This is a genomic window from Glaciimonas sp. PAMC28666 (assembly GCF_016917355.1).
In the GTDB taxonomy this organism is placed as follows: Bacteria; Pseudomonadota; Gammaproteobacteria; order Burkholderiales; family Burkholderiaceae_D; genus Glaciimonas.
The window spans coordinates 3,921,079-3,937,104 of record NZ_CP070304.1 but is presented as its reverse complement, the minus strand read 5'-3'; the positions used below and the strand labels follow the sequence as shown (position 1 = coordinate 3,937,104).

Here is a 16,026-nt window from a genome sequence, read left to right as displayed (position 1 = left end):
AGATTCATGCAACAAAGTCGATCAATTGGCAAACGCCGCAATGCCGGTCTGGGCGCGACCCAATATCAGGGCATGCACATCATGCGTGCCTTCATAGGTATTCACGACTTCCAGATTCACCATATGACGTATCACCCCAAACTCATCCGAGATGCCATTGCCTCCCAACATGTCGCGTGCCGTACGGGCGATATCGAGCGACTTGCCGCAGGAGTTGCGCTTCATCATCGATGTAATTTCAACCGCGGCAGTACCTTCATCCTTCATGCGGCCCAGACGCAAGCAACCCTGCAAAGCCATCGTGATCTCGGTTTGCATGTCGGCCAGCTTTTTTTGAATTAACTGGTTAGCAGCCAGCGGACGGCCAAACTGGATACGGTCCATCGTGTACTGGCGCGCAGCATGCCAGCAATACTCGGCGGCACCCAACGCACCCCATGCAATTCCGAAGCGTGCCGAATTCAGGCAAGTGAATGGTCCTTTTAAGCCTTCGACATGCGGCAGCAGATTTTCTTCCGGAACGAATACTTCATCCATCACGATCTCGCCAGTCACCGAAGTTCGTAGCCCGACTTTCCCATGAATGACCGGTGCTGACAGGCCTTTCCAGTCTTTTTCCAGAATGAAGCCCCGGATCTTGCCATCGTCGGTCTTTCCCCACACTACAAACACGTCGGCAATCGGGCTGTTGGTAATCCACATCTTCGCACCTGAAACTGCGTAGCCGCCCGGTACGGTTTTGGCGCGCGTAACCATGCTGCCGGGATCCGAGCCGTGATTCGGCTCTGTCAGGCCGAAGCAACCTATCCACTCGCCGGTTGCCAACTTGGGCAAATACTTCTGTTTTTGCGCTGCGCTGCCGAATTCGTTGATCGGCACCATCACCAATGAACTTTGTACACTCATCATCGACCGGTAACCGGAATCGACTCGCTCGACTTCACGGGCGATTAAACCATAACTGACGTAATTTAAACCGGAGCCACCGTATTCTGTGGGGATCGTGGCACCCAGCAAACCAAGCTCGCCCATCTCTCGGAAAATTGCCGGATCGGTTGTTTCGTGCCGAAAGGATTCCAGTACGCGCGGTGCGAGTCTACCCTCGCAATAGGATTGGGCAGCATCGCGTACCATGCGCTCATCGTCCGTCAATTGTTCTGTCAATAATAATGGGTCGTCCCAATGAAAAGGGGCTTTGGCATATGTCATATAAATCTCCTGAATAGATGGATTGGGTTTTAGATGAGAATTAATTATCCGAGTGACGCAACGACAATCCCAATTGGGCACGTCGCATCAACCAGGGACTGGGCCGATAGCGCGGGTCTCCGGTGGTTTGATGCAGGTTCTTCAATATGGTCAGCACCTGATCTGCACCGATATGATCGCCCCATGCTAATGGCCCACGCGGATAAGCCAGGCCTGTCTCGACCGCGCAATCGAGATCCTCGGGGGTGCATATTCCTTGCTGGGCGATGTCGCAACCAATGTTGACCATGATGGCCAAGACCCGCTGCAGGATAAAACCGTAGCTATCCTTTATCAAGGTAACGGCTTGCCCGCTCCGCGCTAATAACGCTTGCGCCTGTTGCGCCAGCGCCCTGTCGGTCGCTGGGTTGCTCATCAGTGTCAAGCGCCCATAGCAATCCGTCAGCGTGTCGATACCCAGCGTTCGCGGTGCATCAAGCCTTTCGCGCAAGACACAGGTACTGACGTCTTCGCCCATCGGTACTACCAGACACAGCGCCGCAGCAGAAGGTTTTTGTCCTGTTTCCAGGATTGCGCCACAGCGCGATAGCAAGGCCTCTATCTTTGCTGAGGTGCGTGGGTCTGCACGCGCAACCCACACTGCTCCGGACCATGGTTGCGCTGGCGCTTCGACCACAGGGACCGCGTCTTTACGGATCACGCCATTTTCATAGCAATAAAATCCACGACCACTTTTGCGTCCCAACAAACCGGCTCCCAGGCGTTGTGCGGTGATGACACTGGGACGATAGCGAGGCTCGTGATAATACTGCTGGTAAATCGACTCCATTACAGGATGCGAAACATCCAGCCCGGTTAAATCTAATAGCTCGAACGGTCCCAGGCGAAACCCGGCAGCCTCGCGCATGACTTCATCAATTTGCGCAAAGTTAGCGGCATTCTCCTGGACTATCCGCAGCGCCTCAGTCAAATAGCCCCGGCTCGCATGGTTGACAATAAATCCCGGCGTATCCGTCGCGCGAACCGGTTTATGCCCCATCTTGTGGACAAAATCGATCAAAAATTGTACCACCGGTTCAGCGGTAAGCAACCCAGGAATGACCTCGACCAACTTCAACAATGGCACTGGATTGAAGAAATGAAGGCCGGCAACCCGGTCGGGATGCGTGGCAGCGGCAGCAATCGCCGTCACCGATAATGACGACGTATTACTTGCAAAGATGCAGTCGGGCCCGACGATACCTTCCAGGCAGCCCAGCAATTCACGTTTGGCATCGAGATTTTCGACGATCGCTTCGATAACGATATCGCAATTTTGAAATGCGTCCAGCGTATTGACCCGCGCAATGCTGTTAATGGCGGCATCCACCACCAGATCGGTTAGCCGGCCTTTTTCCTGCAATTTACGTAACTGCAAGGTAATGAGATGATGTGCATCGTCGGCGGCACCCGCTTGCCGGTCGTACAACTTGACCTGTATGCCGGCTATGGCAGCAATCTGAGCGATGCCCCGCCCCATTGCTCCGGCGCCGACAATACCCAGAATAAGAGATGTATTCATCGGGATCGCTTATTCCGGCACAACTGCGGTCACTTCTATCTCAACCCGCGCCCGATCTTCAATCAACGCCACGACCTGTACTGCCGTCATGGTAGGAAAATGGCGTCCGATCACTTCTCGATAGGCGATACCGATCTGCCGATAGGCTGCGACGTATTCTTTTTTATCTACGACGTACCAGGTCATGCGCACGATATGCTGCGGTGAGGCATTCGCTTCGGCCAGCACAGCGACAATATTCAAGAGCGCCTGCCGCACTTGCCCGGAAAAATCATCGGTATGGAATTTTCCATCACCATCCCAGCCGACCATGCCACTGATAAAAACATATCGCCCTGTGGCAGCAATGCCGTTGGAATACCCTTTGGCGCGCGCCCAGCCTTGCGGTTGCAGGAAGTCCATGTTGATCCTTTTTTCAATTGATGTAGGTAAAGTCATTTTTTTTTACGCTGATGACTGAGCGGTACAGAACCTTGCGATACGACTGCGCATTAGTTCCGGCAGGCGCACGGCGCTGCGTTTTTGTAAGTCCAGCATTACCAGCACTATCGTGCAACGGACCCGAATGCTTTGGTCCGGACCAGATAATCGGATGTCTAATGTGAGCGAAGAGCTCCCCATTTTTTTTACCACCAACTCGGCGCGCAAGATTTCACCAAGTTCACTGGCGGCGACAAAATCGGTCTCTACGTGCACCGTCGGCAAACCCAGGCCTTGCTCCATGTGCAAGCTACGAAAACTGTGCCCTAGCCCGATCGCACACCAGTCTTCCACCAGGTTATTAATCATTTCAAAATAGCGCGGATAAAAGACGATTCCAGCCGGATCGCAATCACCGAAGCGCACCGCTATGCTGGTCGCGAAAACAGGTTCGGATGATTTCATCGGATGGGCGCTCAAAGCGGAATCGCCTCACGCAACATTTCCCGGGCGATGATCAATTGTTGCACCTCGCTGGCCCCTTCATAAATGCGTAACGAGCGGATCTCGCGATACAACCGCTCCACCGGATGTTCGCTGACGACACCGAGGCCACCGAACATCTGGACGGCTGCATCAATGACTTGCTGCGCTGTTTCGGTTGCGGTCAATTTCGCCATCGCTGCTTCTTTGGTGACCCGTTGGCCTTGATCACGCAGCCAGGCCGCGCGATAAGTAAGCAATGCAGCAGCATCGATCCCCGTCGCCATTTGGGCTAACTTGGCCTGAGTCAGCTGGAAATCGGCCAAAGTATGACCAAACATCTTGCGCAAGGTGGCATGTTTCAACGCCTCATCCAGTGCCCGCCGGGCAAATCCTAGCGCCGCTGCGGCCACGGAAGTGCGGAAAATATCCAGCGTCGCCATGGCAACCTTAAACCCCTGCCCGGGTTCGCCCAGACGATGAGAGACAGGCACACGACAATTGACAAATTTGATGCGTGCCAGGGGATGCGGCGCGATCACATCGATCCGCTCGGCAATCTCGAACCCCGGTCGGTCAGCTTCCACGACAAAGGCGGTAATACCACGCGCGCCCAGCGCCTCACCGGTGCGCACAAAGACAGTGTACAGGTCGGCGATGCCGCCATTCGAAATCCAGGTCTTTTCACCGTCCAACACATAATGGTCGCCATCCAGTCGCGCCGCACATTGCATGGCTGCCACGTCCGATCCTGCTTCGGGCTCAGACAAGGCAAACGCGGCAATCGCGTCACCACTGGCGACCCGCGGAAGAAACTGTCGTTTCATGGCGTCGCTACCAAACAACGTGATGGCGCCGGAGCCCAGCCCCTGCATCGCAAAGGCGAAATCGGCCAGACCGGAATGACGCGCCAGGGTCTCGCGTATCAGACAGACGGCACGCGTATCGATCAGTTCGCTGTTGCCACCGTATGCGCTACCGCCGATCGCATGATGAAGCCAGCCCGCATCCCCTAACTGGCGCACCAGGCCGCGGCACGCAGCATCTAGATCTTTGTCGTGTTTTTGCGAAATATGCGCGCTGGCCCATGCATCGACCGCCGCTTCCAGCGCACGATGCCGAGGATCAAGAAAAGGCCATTCCAAATAATTTTTATCTGCCATGGTGTTTTTAATCCCCTTCGAATACAGGTTTTTGTTTGGCGACAAAGGCATGATAAGCACGATGAAAATCATTGGTAGCCATACAGATGGCTTGGGCCTGCGCCTCCGCTTCGATGGCTTCGTCCACCCCCATGTTCCATTCCTGCTGTAGCATTTTTTTTGTCATGCCATGGGCAAATGTCGGCCCGTGTGCCAGTGCATGGGCGAATGTCTGGGCATCGGTCAATATCGCTTCCGGCATGCAAAGACGGTTAAAGAATCCCCAGCGCTCCGCCTCCTGCCCTCCCATGCTTCGCCCGGTGTACAGCAATTCTGCCGCCCGTCCCTGACCGATCACACGCGGCAATAGCGCGCACGCCCCCATATCGCAACCAGCCAGTCCAACACGCGAAAACAGAAATGCAGTTTTGCTGCGCTCAGTGCCAAAGCGGATGTCGGAAGCCAGCGCCAGCAAAGCTCCGGCGCCGGCGCAAATGCCATCTATCGCTGCGATGATCGGCTGCGGACAGGCACGTATTGCCTTCACCAGATCACCGGTCATCCGTGTAAAGGTCAGCAGACCTGGCATGTCGAGTTTGGTGAGCGGTCCGATGATGTCATGCACGTCACCGCCGGAGCAGAAATTCTCGCCGGCGCCGACGATCACGACTGCTTTCACGTCGGCCGCGTAGGCCAGATTACGGAACAGGTCCCGCAATTCGCTATACGAATCGAAGGTTAGCGGATTCTTCCGTTCAGGACGGTTGAGCGTCAAAGTCGCTACGCCCTCCTTTACATCGAAACGAAAATATCGTGCCTGATAATCCGATAAAACGGTCGTGTTGCCGGGCAGACTCTGTGCCTCACCTGGTAAATAGCGCATATTTTTCCTTATTTCTGATGTTCAGGATCGGGGTTATTTAAATGTTGCTTCACTTGCGACAGTATTGCGATCAATTGTTCTTTATCCGGGCCGTCGATACCACTGAGCAGTTCCGCAATCCAGCGCTCGTGGACCGACGCCATGCGCCTGAAGGCACGACGGCCTTCAATGGTAAGTTTGACGCTATAAGCGCGACGATCCTTTGTATCCGGAACCCGTGTGACCAGACCTTCCTGCTCCAATTGATCGGTAATCCCGGTGATATTGCCCCCGGTGACCATCATCCGTTTCGACAGTTCCCCCATGCGCAAGCCATCCGGATGCCGCTCCAGTTGCGCCATCAAATCAAAACGCGGCAAGGTGATGCCGAATTCCGCGCGCAAACGACTCCGGATTTCTCCCTCAATCAATGCAGTGCAAGACAGCATCCGCAACCATAGCCGCAAGGGCAAATGGTCGCCCTTGGTCAAACGCGTTTCCATATCGAATATCTGCGCCGATTGCGATTGCAGCACAGGCGCTTTAGTGACGGTCTTGCTGGTCATTTTCAGGTCCTGCGTCCTGATCGGTTTTCTTGTCATACTTAATCCTTTACGCCATTTATCAATCATGCGGCCCATTGACTGTCGGGGTTCACCATGTCGATTTAAAAAATGGATCTACATTACTTCACCGCCGGCCACCGCCAGCGCTTGTCCGTTCATTGCAGCGGAGCCTGGCAAACAAAGCCACGCAACGGCATTCGCAACCTCGTCGGGTTCCACCAGCCGTTTCTGCGGGTTGTGTGCGGCAAGTTCGGCCTTTGCCTGATCTTCACTGAGTTGGGTTTTGGCGACGATATTGGCGACCGCATCTTTGACGATATCGGTTTCGGTATAACCGGGACAAACGGCATTCACCGTGATTCCCTTGGTCGCCAGCTCCAGCGCCAGCGCACGTGTCAAACCGATCACACCGTGCTTGGCTGCGCAATATGCTGCTACGTAGCTGTATCCAACAAGCCCGGCGGTACTAACGACATTGACTATCCGGCCCCAACCCGCCTCCAGCATGGATGGGAGTGCTGCCTGGGTGCAATGGAACGTTCCGGTAAGATTGACCGACAACATTTGTTGCCACAAAACCTCATCCGTTTTAGCGAACGGCGCTGAATGGGCCTGTCCCGCGTTGTTGACCAAAATATGGATACAGCCAAAAACGTCAACAGCCTGCGCAAATGCAGCCATTACCGACGCTGAGGAGGTGATATCGGCCACGACATAATTGAGCTCATAGCCGGATCCACCGAGTCCTTTGAGGGCTTGAACGGTCCCGCACAGGCTTTCTTTATTGCGCCCTAGCAATGTCACGCATGCGCCCTGCGACAACAACGTCCGCGCAATCGCAGCCCCTATACCGCGGCTGCCACCCGTCACAAGCGCGTGTTTTCCGGTAAGCAGTTTGTCAGAAATCATCCTCAGCCCTCCAGCAGTTTTGCCGCAACCTGTTGCGGTGTCATTCCTGCATTCGCCGCTGCGACTTGTTTATCCCGTTCGAAATTGCGCTCCATTTGCAATTTTGCAGCGTAATATTGCCGAGGCCATTTCATTCCCGAATAACCGATTTTTGCCGCTTCGGTGTGAGTCCATGCAGGGTTAGCCAAATGCGGACGTGCCACCGCACACAAGTCGGCCCGGCCCGCGGCGATGATGCTATTGGCATGGTCCGCTTCGAAAATAGCGCCAACGGCGATAGTCGCAATCCCCGCCTCATTGCGGATACGATCAGAAAACGGCGTCTGGAACATCCGGCCATAGACAGGCTTTTCTTTCTTGCTGACCTGCCCGGAAGAACAGTCCATCATGTCTGCACCAGCTTGTTTAAACAACCTCGCGATGGCTACCGCATCATCCGGCGTGATCCCGCCTTCGACCCAATCGTGGGCCGAAATCCGGACGCTGATCGGCCGCTCTTGCGGCCACACCGCACGGATCGCGGAAAACACTTCGAGCGGGTAACGGCAGCGATTTTCCAGGGAGCCGCCATATTCATCGGTGCGGTGATTGGTGAGTGGTGAAATAAAGGCTGAGAGTAAGTACCCGTGCGCGCAATGTAGTTCGAGCCAGTCGAAGCCAGCTTTGGTAGCCTCTTCTGTAGCGCGCACAAAATCGGCCAGGATGCGGTCCATATCTTCACGCGTCGCTGCACGCGCTATTTGTGATACGCCCTCAACATATTGTTGCGAAGACGCGGCAATCAATGGCCAATTGCCGCTCTCCAGCGGTTGGTCAATCCCCTCCCATGCCAGTCGCGTCGAGCCTTTGGGCCCGGCGTGACCCAGCTGCACAGCAATTTTGGCATCCGAATTGGTATGAAAGAATGCCACGATGCGTTGCCATGCTTGCGTATGTTCTGGCGTGTACAGACCGGGGCAACCTGGCGTGATACGGGCGTCCGCCGACACACAGGTCATCTCCGCAAACACCAGGCCCGCGCCGCCCATCGCACGGCTGCCAAGATGGACCAAATGGTAATCGCCGGCCACACCCTCAAGCGCAGAGTATTGGGCCATCGGTGACACCACGATACGATTTTTGAGGGTCATGCCGCGTAGCTTGAACGGGGTGAGCATCGGTGGCACCGCAGGTTGATGTCGGACATCGTCATCGGCGACGGTCAAATCCGCGCTCGCCCAAGCCTGTTTTGCAATCCAGTTCTCGTACCGTGCGATATAGCCTTTATCGCGTACCCGCAGATTTTCGTGCGACAAGCGCTGGCTACGGGTGAGCATTGAATAAGCAAATTGTTCAGGGCTCATGTTGGTATAGCGGTCCACGTTTTCGAACCACTCCATCGAATTGCGCGCCGCGCTTTGAATTTTTAACACTTCGATTGCGCGCACTTCTTGATAAGTGGCCATCACGTGTTCCATGCCAGCGTCTGCGTGCAGGTTGAAACAGCGTGCCAGTTCGATGGCGTCTTCCAACGCCAGCTTGGTGCCGGAGCCTATCGAAAAATGCGCGGTATGTGCAGCGTCGCCCATCAGCACCACCGGCACGCGCTTGCCTTGAATATCATTCCAATGCACCCATTCGCCACAGATGATCCGTGGGAAATTGATCCATATCGCGGCCCCCGTAAGGTGCCTGGCATTACTCATCAAACAATTGCCGTCAAGCTGTTTGGCAAACAGTTTTTCGCAGAACGCGATGGACTCATCCTGGCTCATTTTGTCGAGGCCACTCTTGCGCCATACGTCTTCCGGCGTCTCGATAATGAAAGTGGCTGTATCGCCGTCGTACTGGTAGGCGTGGGCCTGGAACCAGCCGTGCTCAGTCTGTTCAAAGGCAAAGGTAAATGCAGGGAACAATTTTTTCGTTCCCAGCCAAACAAAGCGGCATTTGCGCGTTTCGATATCAGGCTGATAGGTATTCTGATAACGCGTGCGCACCTTGCTATTAAGTCCATCACAGGCAATCACCAGATCGGCATCATAATCAACGGCAATCTGCTGATCATCGGAGACGTCTGTTTCGAACACGAGCTTGACGTCCAGTTCCAAACAGCGCTCTTGCAGGATATTGAGCAGGCGTTTGCGGCCGATGCCGCAAAAGCCATGTCCGCCAGAGGTAATGACACGTCCTTTGAAATGGACATCAATATCATCCCAGTGATTGAAGGATTGCAAAATTGTGCGCGCGGTTTTTTCATCAGCATTCACCAGATTGCTCAGCGTCTGATCCGAAAACACCACGCCCCAGCCAAAGGTGTCGAAAGGACGATTACGTTCGATTACCGTGATCTCGTGCGCCGGATTTTGTTTCTTCATTAGCAGGCTGAAATACAGGCCCGCGGGACCACCTCCAATACAGACGATCTTCATTGTGACTCCTTGTTCGGTTGCTTGAAATGATTCAATTTAAACATTCTTGCTGCGTATCCCTGGAACACAGGATGGTTTGCCTGAGCATTTGATCCATACGAAAAATTCTTACGTCTTCGGCCAGGGACATCAGCCGAAAACTTCTTGAGATGGGTTAGCCGTTTAAAGTAATAAAGCCAGGCACAAATATTTCACGAAATTAAAAGCTTTGTGTAATACCAGCACCAACACCCGTGACTGCGTTGCTGATTCCAGGGTCAGTAAATTTGGTACGTGCAATGTCTGCATACAAGGACGTGCGTTTGGATAGCTTGTGTTGATAGCCGATTGCCACTTTTTGGAATTTCTGGTGCAGGCCGGTATTGGTGATAGTGTTATCTCCACCGTATTTGGTCTGGTTATAAGCAGCTTTGATCAGACCATTACCGATTGCATAGGTAGTGGCGACAATGAAGTTTGTGCTCACAGGTAGATTGGCCGCGGTCTTGTCGTCATACTGGTCATAGGCGATAATAATTTTAGCCGCGCCAATGATATAAGTACCGGCAGCGCCCCAATTGACCGAGTTATTTGAATTGGCAGCTTCGCCATAACCTGCGCTGAGGTGGATCGGTCCATTATCGTAACTACCGGCAACCGTATAACCGTCGTTGTATTGATTGGCGATATGAGAAGTGGGTTGCTCCGAAAAAATATATTGCGTTTCGATACCGAAGCCATGTACGGCCGGTGAATAATACGTAACCGTATTATTGAGGCGCGGAAGGGTCAGCGCATTCAGGCCGCCTATTCCATCTCCTTCGAACGGATCGACTGAAGGCGAATCTGCATTGCCAATGGTATTCCAGTTACGGCCTAGTTTCACCGTCCCAAAACTACCTTTCAGACCAACCAGATAAGGGCCTGTACTCTCCATCCCGCCATTTTGTACGCCATCGTCGGCCGTAAATCGGTTTTCCATTTGAAATAGCGCAGACAAACCACCACCCAGGTCTTCGACCCCCATGAAGCCGACCCGACTTTGGTGGTTTTGTTGCATCTGCACGGCATTATTGACGTTAGCGCTGTCACCAGCAAATTTTGTAAGACCCAGATCCACCTTACCGTAGATGGTGACGGACGATTGCGATTGCGCTTGTACTGCGCTGGCAACTACGCTAAGGGCCGCCAGTGCGATCAGAATTCTTTTCATCTAATACCTCATAAATTAGGTGTTACGCCAGTAAGCCGGCTGCTTGCACGCATCAGGAAGGGACCTAAGCGCGCGTTGGGGCCGGTGATGGGCATCGGGCTTTTTTAAGTTGCTGAAGACACCAGCGCCAACACCCTGCATGGGCTGCCTGATCCATTAACGATCTTTAGCGGTGGCGTGATCAGAACCGCACCGGTGGCTGGCAATTGGTCCAAATTAGTCAGACTTGCTAAACCGAAACGGTTCGCTCCGTGCATGATGCAATGACATGGAAATGGTGGCGTGGACGTGAAGGCTTGCCCTGCATCAGTACCGACACTTTCCCCGCCCCAGCCGATCACATTGCGCTCCCTGACCAGGAACTGCACCAGGTCCGCATGCGGCCCCGGAACATGGGAGCCACCCTCATCCATGTTCAGATAATCTTTGGCGCCTTTGCGCTTACTCCAGTCGGTGCGCATCAATACCCAAGAACCTTCCGGAATTCTGCCGTGCTCTTGTTCCCAGGCCTCGACATGTTTCTGCGTGAGCAAAAAGTCGGGATTGTCTTTTACCTCTTGCACTACATCGATCACACAGGCAGGCGCAATGAATTGGTCGACAGCGATCGTGTCCGTCGCATTGTGGGCGTGATCCTTGCCGCTCACCCAATGAATGGGCGCATCAAAGTGCGTTCCGGTATGTTCGCCACAAGAAAAATTATTCCAATACCATGCGGGACCTCTGTCGTCGTATCTGGAGATTTCTTCGATCTTGAATGGCCATGACTGACCGAACTCCGGAGGTAGCGGCAGGATCGGCGTCGTAGGTTCTAAAGTTTGCGTAAGATCAATGACACGAATTGTTTTCGTTGCGATGGCTTGCGCGAACTGCATTAACAGGTTGGTACTCATGCTTACTCCAAGTTGGATCTGAGGTGTATTGCTGAGCAGCGCACTCCCAGATTTTCTGTGATAACTCTTTAATTGGGTGCCCCGAAAAGAAAAGGACGAAGCTCCGCTAACATTGCATCGTTCGCAACCGTTCACTTCAATTTCAGAAATAGTCAAAAACCGCGCATGGATGGCGTACGTAGTGTTTGCACGTAGCCTTCTATCTACGCTCTGGGAGAGAACCGGCGGGCGTCCTGTGACTACCCAGGTGACCGCTACGCCCGGCCTCCGCTCAGGTCATGCTTCCTTCCTGCTCCCTGGCTGCGAGGTTCCGCCCGATACGCTCCCGCCAGAAATACACGAGCGTCAGAAAAACTACCCAGATCGAACCGGAAATGATACCGACGTTCCAAAAATCCTTGTCCAGTCCCATGGTCACGAGTACCGCCACCAACAAGAAAATACCGACGTACTGTGCCCATGGAAACCAAGGGGAGCGAAACGACAGCTTTGCGCCGCCTTGGCTGACCCAGCGCTTTCTGAAGGATAGGTGACTAAGCAAGATAATCAGCCAAACCAGGATCCCGCCGCCCAGTGCTATGCCGAATAAATAATTGTATGCAATAGGGCTGACCATGCTGGTGACTGCTGCAATCAATACACCAATGCTTGATACCAGCGTCGCTTTGCGTGGTGTGCCATGTGAGCTCAATTGCCCAAGCGTCTTAGGGGCAAATCCGCCTCGGGCCAATGAAAATATCATGCGTGAGCACAGATACAAATTGGCATTCATGCTAGAGAGCGCGGCTGTGATCAACACGAAATTCATCGCGGCCGCTGCGTATAAAAAGTGGTAGTTGGAAAACACTTTCACGAACGGACTCTGCGCTACGCCTTTGGCACCGGCATCGGCCCAAGGCACAACCGCTAACATGATGCCTATTGACAGGACATAAAAGAGAAACAAGCGCAAGATCATGGTACGCATGGCTCTCGGCACCGCCTCTTGTGGATTCTCTGCTTCCCCTGCGGTAACGGCGATAATCTCAATACCATAGAATGAAAAGATCGCCATCAATACGCCCATCCACACCCCGCTGAATCCGTGAGGTAAAAAGCCCTGATTGGCAGTGTAATTATGAAAGCCGACTGGCGTATGTCCGATACCGAAAACCAGCGCCAGACCGAACAGGATAAATGTACAGATCGCAAATACTTTAATGGTGGAGAGCCAATATTCCAGACTACCGAAACTAGAGACTGAACGGGTGTTGACGTAAATGATCGCAGCGCCGAACCCTGCGGTCCAATACCACAAAGGTATTCCCGGAAACCAGAGCGACATGTAGAGCCCGATTGCCACAGCCTCACTGCCGATTGCAATCGATTGTGCAGCCCAGTATGTGTACCGAACCACAAAGCCAAACCACCGATTCAAATACAATTCGGCATAGGTGCCGAACGAGCCAGCGGTAGGATGCGCTACTGCCATTTCGGACAGGCTCCACATCATGATGACGGCAATCAGGGCCGCAATCAGATAACTGATCAGTACCCCGGGACCGGCATAACCAATCGCTATTCCGCTCCCCATGAAGAGGCCCGTCCCAATCGCACCACCTAACCCGATCATGGTTAATTGGCGTTGTGTCAGCTTGCGCTGCAATCCTTGCTCTCGGGCGATAATGTCCTTATCGGTGTTCATGTCATCTCCATATATTTTAGATTTTCTGTTACGCACCATGGCTTTTGCCCATGGATTTATTTTTTATAAATTCAAAACCCGATGTCGCTTTTTTTTCACCGGTAATGCCGAGGCCTTTTATACTGCAGAAATATGTCAGAATTTGGTCCGCATACCGACGCGGTAAATTATTTGGCTGCTTCCGGATGATCCGGGCATGCTGATGATATCGGCGGTGGCACCGGCGCTTGTCGCCTGCTGGATAATTGCCTGTACGTAAATATCGGTGCGCTTGGATAAAAAGTGATCAGCGTTCAGGTTAAGCTGGCCGTATTTGTTTCCCCCTGATAGCGTCGTGTAGGTGTAGCCGACGGCATACACGTTGACTTCCGTCGGCGCGTACGCGAAACCGAAATCATAATTGTGAAATTTAGCGTACTGTGCAGGCAAAGAGCCAGCGTAGGTCGCCTGCGAATACGCACCATAGATCGTCACCTTGCTAAACGAGTATTTTGCGCCGCTGCCCCAGACCTGTTGATAGTCGCCGCCCACATTCACCGCCGACACCGAACCAACGATCGGCGCGATGTCAAGCGTCTGGCCGCTAACGTCTGTGTATGCGGCTCCCATGCTGAACGGTCCATTGGTATAGATAGCATCGAAGCTGTAAGTGCGATTCGTGCCATTAAAGTTTCCGGCGCTTTCCGAGAGTCCGACCATTGCACCGAATTGCAGCCCGCTATAGACCGGTGACAAGTATTTCACCGAATTATTGACGCGCTGCCCGCTCATACGGTCGTTATCGAGAGGATGATTTGCGTAACCGCCCGCGCCCCAGGTCGCTGTATAAAATGCTTCAAGATCCGTCATGAAATCATATTGGCGCCCGACCAACAACGTGCCTAACGCCTGGTCTGTTAACCCAACCCAAGCCTGGCGGCCGAACAGGAATCCACCCTGCCCCATAGCCCCGTTATCAAGTGAAAAACCATTTTCCAAGTCGAATATCATCTGGGTCCCGCTTCCCAGATCTTCCGTACCTTTGAAACCCAGGCGGTTACCCTGCATGATCCCGGTATTGAGAATCAGGTTCGAATGGCCTGCTCCCGCATTACTGACCCGGTCGATGCCAGCATCGATGATTCCGTATATGGTGATGTTGCTCAGCTGTGCGCTGGCGACGCTAGAGACTCCCGCCATGGAGCTGATCATCGCCAATGTGGCATATTTGCTTTTCATGATTTCTTCTCAACTTATCAAGATTTATGATTTTTTTGATAGTAAGACTTCCTGAATCTCATTTTTTTGCACTAACGGAGAGTGACGGGAAGTAGATTTAATGCAGCACCAATTCGGTAGCCGGAAAAAGTGCTTGGCGCCTTACCGGGCAGGTCCTGGTCGCGGCAAAAACAATACGATCAAGCTGCCTAACAGGGCGAACGAGACCATCACGTAAAGTGCCGCATCTGTGTTACCGGTGTAGTCCTTCGCCATTCCCATAAGATACGGACCACTGAATCCACCTATCGCCCCCATGGAATTGATAATTGCGAAACCGGCTGCCGCTGCCTTATCTTTAATAAAATTCGACGCAAAGGCCCAAACTAGGGGAGTTGATCCGATAAATCCAGCCGTCGCAACAATGACTCCAAGAATTGATAGCATCGGAACTGCCTTGAATTCGATACTTATTAGCATTCCGGCCGCGCCAACGATGCACGCAAAAGCAATATGCCAGCGGCGCTCACGCCAGCGATCCGAGCTATATCCGAGGAATAACATTGCCATTCCCGCCGCCACGTATGGAAGGGTGGAAATGAGACCAATAGTGGTGTAGCTCTTGAAACCAGCCTCTTTAATGATGGTGGGGGTCCAGAACACGACCCCATAAATGCCTAAATTGACAGTTAGAGCTACTAGCCCCAATAACCATACTTTTGATTCTTTCAGTGCATCAAAAATCTTGCTACGCTGATGATCTGCTTTTGCATTGTCGGCATCCAGATTATTTTTGAGAAGAGTGCGTTCTATCTCGTTCAGACCTTTAAGGTCAGAAGGCTTATTGGGCATCAAAAAGTAAAATGCAACTCCCAATGCCACTGCCGGAATTCCCGTGAGCAAAAATAACCACTGCCAGTTACGGAGTCCGGCAACATCCATAAAGGTGTCCATTATCACGCCGGCAAAAGGGCCGCCAAGAATTCCACCAACAACGGCTCCGGTAATCAGAAGCGATATGATGCGTCCGTGGCGCTCGCGGGGGTACCATTGCGCCACATAATAGACAACGCCCGGAAGAAATCCGGCTTCTGCGGCGCCAAAAAGGAAACGCATTATGTAGAATGCTTCCGGCGTCTTGATGAACATCATGCCGGAGCAAAGTACACCCCACGTCACCATTATTCGCGCAATCCAAACCCGAACACCAAACCGATACAACATCAGGTTACTGGGCAATTCGAAAATAAAAAATCCGACGAAAAAGATCCCCGCGCCCAAACCGTACGCTGCTGAACTGAAATGCAAATCGTCGAGCATTTGTAACTTGGCAAAGCTAATATTTATGCGGTCAATATAGGAGACGATGTAACAGAAAAATAGCATTGGCATCAAGCGCCACGTTATTTTTCTATATAGCGCATTTTCTGCATCACTCACGACCGATTTGTCTCTGTAATTTGAATAGGTTCGCATCCCCACCTCTTATCTTTAAGTTAT

The 16,026-nt window shown here is 52.9% G+C and carries 14 protein-coding genes; all 14 read right to left on the bottom strand.

Annotated features, from left to right (window positions below):
- Positions 1-21: 21 nt before the first annotated feature.
- The 14 genes from JQN73_RS16715 to JQN73_RS16650 all read right to left on the bottom strand — a co-directional run bounded on the left by JQN73_RS16715 (position 22) and on the right by JQN73_RS16650 (position 15,912).
- A complete protein-coding gene (locus tag JQN73_RS16715) occupies positions 22-1,209 on the bottom strand; it encodes an acyl-CoA dehydrogenase (RefSeq protein WP_205319981.1) in 1,188 nt (395 codons plus the stop codon).
- A gap of 40 nt (positions 1,210-1,249) precedes the next feature.
- Entirely contained in the window at positions 1,250-2,770 is a 1,521-nt protein-coding gene (locus JQN73_RS16710; protein ID WP_205319979.1) for a 3-hydroxyacyl-CoA dehydrogenase, read from the bottom strand.
- Between the two features lie 9 nt (positions 2,771-2,779).
- The gene (locus JQN73_RS16705) at positions 2,780-3,172 is read right to left on the bottom strand and encodes a RidA family protein (protein WP_205323419.1); all 393 of its coding nucleotides are present in this window, start codon (positions 3,170-3,172) and stop codon (positions 2,780-2,782) included.
- Between the two features lie 42 nt (positions 3,173-3,214).
- Complete coding sequence (locus JQN73_RS16700; protein ID WP_205319977.1) at positions 3,215-3,655, bottom strand: thioesterase family protein; 441 nt, start codon at positions 3,653-3,655, stop codon at positions 3,215-3,217.
- A gap of 11 nt (positions 3,656-3,666) precedes the next feature.
- Positions 3,667-4,836, bottom strand: a complete 1,170-nt coding sequence (locus tag JQN73_RS16695; RefSeq protein ID WP_205319975.1) for an acyl-CoA dehydrogenase family protein — start codon at positions 4,834-4,836, stop codon at positions 3,667-3,669.
- A 7-nt stretch (positions 4,837-4,843) separates the two neighbouring features.
- Entirely contained in the window at positions 4,844-5,698 is an 855-nt protein-coding gene (locus JQN73_RS16690; protein WP_205319966.1) for an enoyl-CoA hydratase family protein, read from the bottom strand.
- 8 nt (positions 5,699-5,706) lie between these two features.
- Positions 5,707-6,243 (bottom strand): MarR family winged helix-turn-helix transcriptional regulator, encoded by a 537-nt coding sequence (locus tag JQN73_RS16685; protein WP_205319964.1) that lies wholly within the window; start codon positions 6,241-6,243, stop codon positions 5,707-5,709.
- Positions 6,244-6,357: 114 nt separating this feature from the next.
- Entirely contained in the window at positions 6,358-7,152 is a 795-nt protein-coding gene (locus tag JQN73_RS16680; protein ID WP_205319962.1) for an SDR family NAD(P)-dependent oxidoreductase, read from the bottom strand.
- Positions 7,153-7,154: 2 nt separating this feature from the next.
- A complete protein-coding gene (locus JQN73_RS16675; RefSeq protein ID WP_205319960.1) occupies positions 7,155-9,560 on the bottom strand; it encodes a bifunctional salicylyl-CoA 5-hydroxylase/oxidoreductase in 2,406 nt (801 codons plus the stop codon).
- Positions 9,561-9,759: 199 nt separating this feature from the next.
- Complete coding sequence (locus JQN73_RS16670) at positions 9,760-10,752, bottom strand: porin (RefSeq protein ID WP_205319958.1); 993 nt, start codon at positions 10,750-10,752, stop codon at positions 9,760-9,762.
- Between the two features lie 104 nt (positions 10,753-10,856).
- Positions 10,857-11,645, bottom strand: a complete 789-nt coding sequence (locus JQN73_RS16665) for a cyclase family protein (protein ID WP_205319956.1) — start codon at positions 11,643-11,645, stop codon at positions 10,857-10,859.
- Positions 11,646-11,916: 271 nt separating this feature from the next.
- Entirely contained in the window at positions 11,917-13,329 is a 1,413-nt protein-coding gene (locus JQN73_RS16660) for an amino acid permease (RefSeq protein WP_240162303.1), read from the bottom strand.
- Positions 13,330-13,464: 135 nt separating this feature from the next.
- The gene (locus JQN73_RS16655; RefSeq protein ID WP_205319952.1) at positions 13,465-14,547 is read right to left on the bottom strand and encodes a porin; all 1,083 of its coding nucleotides are present in this window, start codon (positions 14,545-14,547) and stop codon (positions 13,465-13,467) included.
- Positions 14,548-14,688: 141 nt separating this feature from the next.
- Positions 14,689-15,912, bottom strand: a complete 1,224-nt coding sequence (locus JQN73_RS16650) for an MFS transporter (protein WP_240162586.1) — start codon at positions 15,910-15,912, stop codon at positions 14,689-14,691.
- Between the last annotated feature and the right edge of the window lie 114 nt (positions 15,913-16,026).

What these genes read in the sequence shown, in the direction of transcription:
- JQN73_RS16715 (WP_205319981.1), bottom strand. Translation starts at nt 1,209, where the DNA reads ATGACATATGCCAAAGCCCCTTTTCATTGGGACGACCCATTATTATTG.
- JQN73_RS16710 (WP_205319979.1), bottom strand. Translation starts at nt 2,770, where the DNA reads ATGAATACATCTCTTATTCTGGGTATTGTCGGCGCCGGAGCAATGGGG.
- JQN73_RS16705 (WP_205323419.1), bottom strand. Translation starts at nt 3,172, where the DNA reads ATGGACTTCCTGCAACCGCAAGGCTGGGCGCGCGCCAAAGGGTATTCC.
- JQN73_RS16700 (WP_205319977.1), bottom strand. Translation starts at nt 3,655, where the DNA reads ATGAAATCATCCGAACCTGTTTTCGCGACCAGCATAGCGGTGCGCTTC.
- JQN73_RS16695 (WP_205319975.1), bottom strand. Translation starts at nt 4,836, where the DNA reads ATGGCAGATAAAAATTATTTGGAATGGCCTTTTCTTGATCCTCGGCAT.
- JQN73_RS16690 (WP_205319966.1), bottom strand. Translation starts at nt 5,698, where the DNA reads ATGCGCTATTTACCAGGTGAGGCACAGAGTCTGCCCGGCAACACGACC.
- JQN73_RS16685 (WP_205319964.1), bottom strand. Translation starts at nt 6,243, where the DNA reads ATGACCAGCAAGACCGTCACTAAAGCGCCTGTGCTGCAATCGCAATCG.
- JQN73_RS16680 (WP_205319962.1), bottom strand. Translation starts at nt 7,152, where the DNA reads ATGATTTCTGACAAACTGCTTACCGGAAAACACGCGCTTGTGACGGGT.
- JQN73_RS16675 (WP_205319960.1), bottom strand. Translation starts at nt 9,560, where the DNA reads ATGAAGATCGTCTGTATTGGAGGTGGTCCCGCGGGCCTGTATTTCAGC.
- JQN73_RS16670 (WP_205319958.1), bottom strand. Translation starts at nt 10,752, where the DNA reads ATGAAAAGAATTCTGATCGCACTGGCGGCCCTTAGCGTAGTTGCCAGC.
- JQN73_RS16665 (WP_205319956.1), bottom strand. Translation starts at nt 11,645, where the DNA reads ATGAGTACCAACCTGTTAATGCAGTTCGCGCAAGCCATCGCAACGAAA.
- JQN73_RS16660 (WP_240162303.1), bottom strand. Translation starts at nt 13,329, where the DNA reads ATGAACACCGATAAGGACATTATCGCCCGAGAGCAAGGATTGCAGCGC.
- JQN73_RS16655 (WP_205319952.1), bottom strand. Translation starts at nt 14,547, where the DNA reads ATGAAAAGCAAATATGCCACATTGGCGATGATCAGCTCCATGGCGGGA.
- JQN73_RS16650 (WP_240162586.1), bottom strand. Translation starts at nt 15,912, where the DNA reads ATGCTATTTTTCTGTTACATCGTCTCCTATATTGACCGCATAAATATT.